Source organism: Pantoea sp. Morm, assembly GCF_016643525.1.
In the GTDB taxonomy this organism is placed as follows: domain Bacteria; phylum Pseudomonadota; class Gammaproteobacteria; order Enterobacterales; family Enterobacteriaceae; genus Pantoea; species Pantoea dispersa.
Genome location: NZ_VOQX01000173.1, coordinates 1 through 4,054, shown reverse-complemented (window position 1 = coordinate 4,054; position 4,054 = coordinate 1). Strand labels below are relative to the sequence as shown.

Sequence of the window (4,054 nt, the reverse complement as noted above, 5' to 3'; positions counted from 1 at the left end):
ATTTTCACACCGGCCTGCAGATTCCAGTCGCTGATGCCTTCCTGCGTCAGGCGCTGCTGGCCCTGAAGCTGGGTGTTAAGCTCCAGATTGTCCAGCACCTGCCAGCCGGCGTAACCGCTGTACTGCAAGCTGTTGCCGCCGCGTCCGGTGGCGAAGTGCGCTGCCTGCTGGCCGTCACCAATCGCTACCCGATCGCGCTGGCTGATGCGCTGCACGTAGTGCGTTTCCGCGCCCAGCTTCAGCTTTTCGTTGAGGCGGAAGTCGTATTTTACGCCGCCGGAGAGCTGCCACTGCAGCGGATTACGGTAGCTGACCTGTGCGCCGTCGCTGTCGGTGAAATCATTGATATCGAGCCACTGTGCATTCACGCCGGCTACCGGCGTTAGCGCATGCGCGCCGGACTGCCAGCGCCAGCCGCTGTCGAGCCCGAGGTTCGCGCCGCGCGCTTTCAGCTGCGTTACGTTACCGCGCAGGTCAGTGCTGACGCTGCCGCGATACTGCATCACGCCAGCCGGCACGGCCAGCTGCAGGCCCTGATCGGGCTGCCAGCTCAGTAGCGCACTGGCGCCCAGCGTATCGACGCGGGCGTGACTGTTGCCGTCGCGCGCTTCCGGCGTGATGCTCAGGTTGCCTTTATTGACGCCGACACTCAGCGCCAGCGCCGACTGCAGCGGGAAGCGGCTGCCAATCATCCAGCCCTGATAGCGGCTGTGGAAATCGTAGCCGTAATCCATAAAGCCGCCCGCGCTGTGATAGCGGTCGTCGCCGGTGTAGCCGGACACAAACAGATCCGGACGGCCCTCTGCGCCCGCCTGCTGCGCGCTGCTGCTGAACAGCGCTTGCAGATTGTGTGTCACGCTGTGGAAGGCGGCGGGCAGCGAGATGTAGGTCGGCACCTGCGGAATCACCGCCGCGCGCACCTTACCTGGCTCCGGTTTTGGCTCTGGCTGCGGCACCTGCGGATTTTCCGGTTCCGGTTCCGGCTGCGGTTCTGGCTCGGGTTGCGGTTCAGGCTCCGGCTCCGGCAGGTAAGGTTCACGGTTATCCCCTTCCGCCAGCAGAATGTTTTGCAGACGGTAATCCCAGAACTGATCCCCTTCGCCCGCCACCAGACGCTCATCGCCACTGGCGCGGCCCGGTGCGAAGGCGTACAGACCGTAAGCCCAGGCGCCGCGCGCCACATAGCTGCCGGCCAGCTGGACGCTGTCGGCGTGCGCCTGGCCACCGACCTGCACCAGCGACACACCTTCATTGTTATCCGCTGCGCCGTTGTGGTTGCCATCGCTATCGATCCAGCTGGCCTGCGGTTTTACCGTCAGCCACAGCGGCGCATCGTCCGGCTGTTGCAGATCGCCATCGATCAGCAGGCGATCGCTGGCGTCCTGGCGGAACGCGGAGTTCAGCACCAGCGCCGTGTCGCGCCCGTGGTGCAGATCGCCAAGGCGCATGGTCGACCAGCTGTCCGGCGCATTGTTCCAGCCCGGTGCCAGCGTGACGTTATCGGCGAGGCTGGCGTGATTGATGACGCCGCCGCCGGAGAGCAGCGTGCCGGCGGCCATGTTCAGCGGCGTATGCAGCCAGCCGCTCACTTCCAGCTCGCCCTGCTGCACCTCAACGCCCTGCTGGTTGCTGACGTCACCGCTCAGCGTCAGCCGCCCGTCACCGCTTTTAATCACGCTGCCCTGGCCACTGATATTGGCGCTGATGGTGGAAGCCAGCTCGCCCAGCGTGCTGACGTACTGCGCGATATCGGCAATCAGGCTGGAAGCGGTGCCGCTCAGGTTGATGTCGCCGGCCAGCGTGGATCGGCCCAGCACGTTAAGCGTGGCCTCGTCGGCCAGCGTGATATTGCCGGTAACGTGAGCGTGCTCAGCGACGGTTAGCGCGGCGTCCTGCGCCACCTGCAGCTGGTTGATGTGATACGTTTTGTCCTGCCAGTCATTGGCAAAGAACACTTTCCCGGCATGCTCAACCTGTTCGCCGCTCAGCGTCAGCACACCGTCGGCCACCGCCAGCTGATTAAGCTGCACGCCGCCCGCCAGCTGCCAGCGCTGATGGGTGGTCACGTTGAGGTTATCGCGTGAGTCCGCTTCGCCCAGCTCGCCGAGGAACAGGCGGTTATCGCCGGTGAGATCGAGATGCGCCAGCGTCTGGCTGCGGTTAACGATGCGCGCGCCGCTGTCGTTATGCAGGATATCGTCGAAGGTCAAATCGTGGCCGTTAACGTCCAGCGTACCGCCGCGGTAGCCGAAGCGGATGTTGTCAGTGCTTAACTGATCGGCGCTGTTGAGCACCACGGTCGGGCGGCCGCTGAACAGGGTGACGGTGGAGAACGCCTGTTTACGTCCCTGCGCGTCGGCCTGCTGGTCGAGGATGACCGTGCCGTCGCCGACATTAAGCGCGCCGGGATTGATGCCGCTGGCGTTAACGTGCAGCGTACCGGCGCCGATTTTGTGCAACGCATCGTCCTGCAGGCCGTTAACCTGCCACAGCACGGTCTTGTCTTTGTCGACCTCAACGCCGCCGCCGACCCAGCTGAAGTTGCCGTCGCCTGCGGCGCGCAGGGTGTAGTCGTTAGAGAAACGCAGCAAGCCCGCGCCGAGGTTGACCGACTGCGCCAGCTCAATGATGCCGCCGTCGCCGTTAAAGCGCAGATCTTTGGTGGCATCGAGCTGTTCATTGCTGGCGCTGGCGGGTGCGGTTTCTGCCTGAGCCTGATTAAGCCCGTGCCATTGCCAGCTTTTGCCATCCTGCATAATGCTATCACCGCGCCATTCGAGGGTGCCGGCGCCACTGTCTTCAACATCGGCATCCCTGACGGAATCCAGCATCTCCTGAACATATGTTCCATTAATTAATTCACTGGCAAAGTGATAGTTGTAGGTGGTGCCGCCGCCATAGCCGCCAGAGTGAACTGCGAACTGTACCCAGCGTTTCTCGATATTATCCCAGGCGAAGAGCGGACTAGCGCTATCACCTCCACGAGTGCCAATGCTTAACAGAGAGAATGCCGGATGATTAGGAGCAAAAATTCTCCATTTTATGAATTTAGAAAATATATTCGTGATAGCTTCGGGCTTGAATGTCCCACCTGTGTTATAGACATAGGCACCCTCGATGGGTATCAATTTACCGCTTTCGGGATCGTCAATTTGCTGATAACCCGCCCCCACGCGGGCAAATGCAGTATAGCGACTGGGGTTAGCATTAAACTCTTCACCGCCGATGTAAGGCGTAGGCGCGCTTTCGACAATCACCTTGTGCATGCGCGGTAAGTTAAAATCTCGAGAGGGATCATTATTTATGGCAATACTACGGTAAATTGGCGAAAATTTTGCCTTATTCCCTAAGTTCACCAATCTGTGGGACTGCATATGTTTGACGCCTGTGACAAACGAGGGCGAGATAAATGAGCTGAAACCCTTATCACTGACCATACTGAAGTCCGGCATGGGGACATTCATTAAATAGCCTTCAAAGGTGCCATCTTTGCGGTAGATGGGAATGTCGGTGGCGCCGACAGCATATTTACCCCGGTTCTCGGCAAAATCGCGGTATTCCTGCACGTCAATGTCATAGCGCAGGATCCCGGCATAAGGCGAACTGCTAAGGCACAAGGCACCAATCAGCAGTGCCAGCTGGCTTTTTCTCATGATTTTCTTCCCTGAATAATGAAGCAAATGAAGTGGGCTACTTTATAAGCGCATCGGCGTTATTCACGCTTAAGCCTCGTCTCAATCTGCCGGAGAAAAGCCTGAAAATGGCGTGCGGCATGGCGCGGCGAATCTGTTAAGATCGCGGCGTTTTCTTTTTCAGCTGGTCAATAAACCCATGTTAAAAATCAAATTCCTGCTACCGCTGTTGCTGGTTATCAGTGCGCTGGTCTGGTGGCTGATGCCGCATTACAGCGATGAGGACAAGGCTTACTACATCGCGACCTTTTGTACGCTGACCCATGACGGGCGCGATAACAGCGCGCAGGCGATGCAGCAGATTATTGAAGGCGGTAATTCGGATTACGCGCTGCAGAAGATTCATTTCCAGTCCGGGCTGG

1 protein-coding gene and 1 pseudogene are annotated in these 4,054 nt (G+C 59.5%); one reads left to right on the top strand and one right to left on the bottom strand.

Translation table 11 applies throughout. From position 1 onward, the window contains the following. Positions 1 to 3,653 (bottom strand): S6 family peptidase (locus tag FT726_RS26230; protein WP_346303737.1); only part of this gene is annotated, 3,653 nt, incomplete at its 3' end. A 178-nt stretch (positions 3,654 to 3,831) separates the two neighbouring features. Here FT726_RS26230 and FT726_RS26225 point away from each other — a divergent pair. After that, a pseudogene (locus FT726_RS26225) lies at positions 3,832 to 4,054 on the top strand (hypothetical protein); the annotation flags it as partial.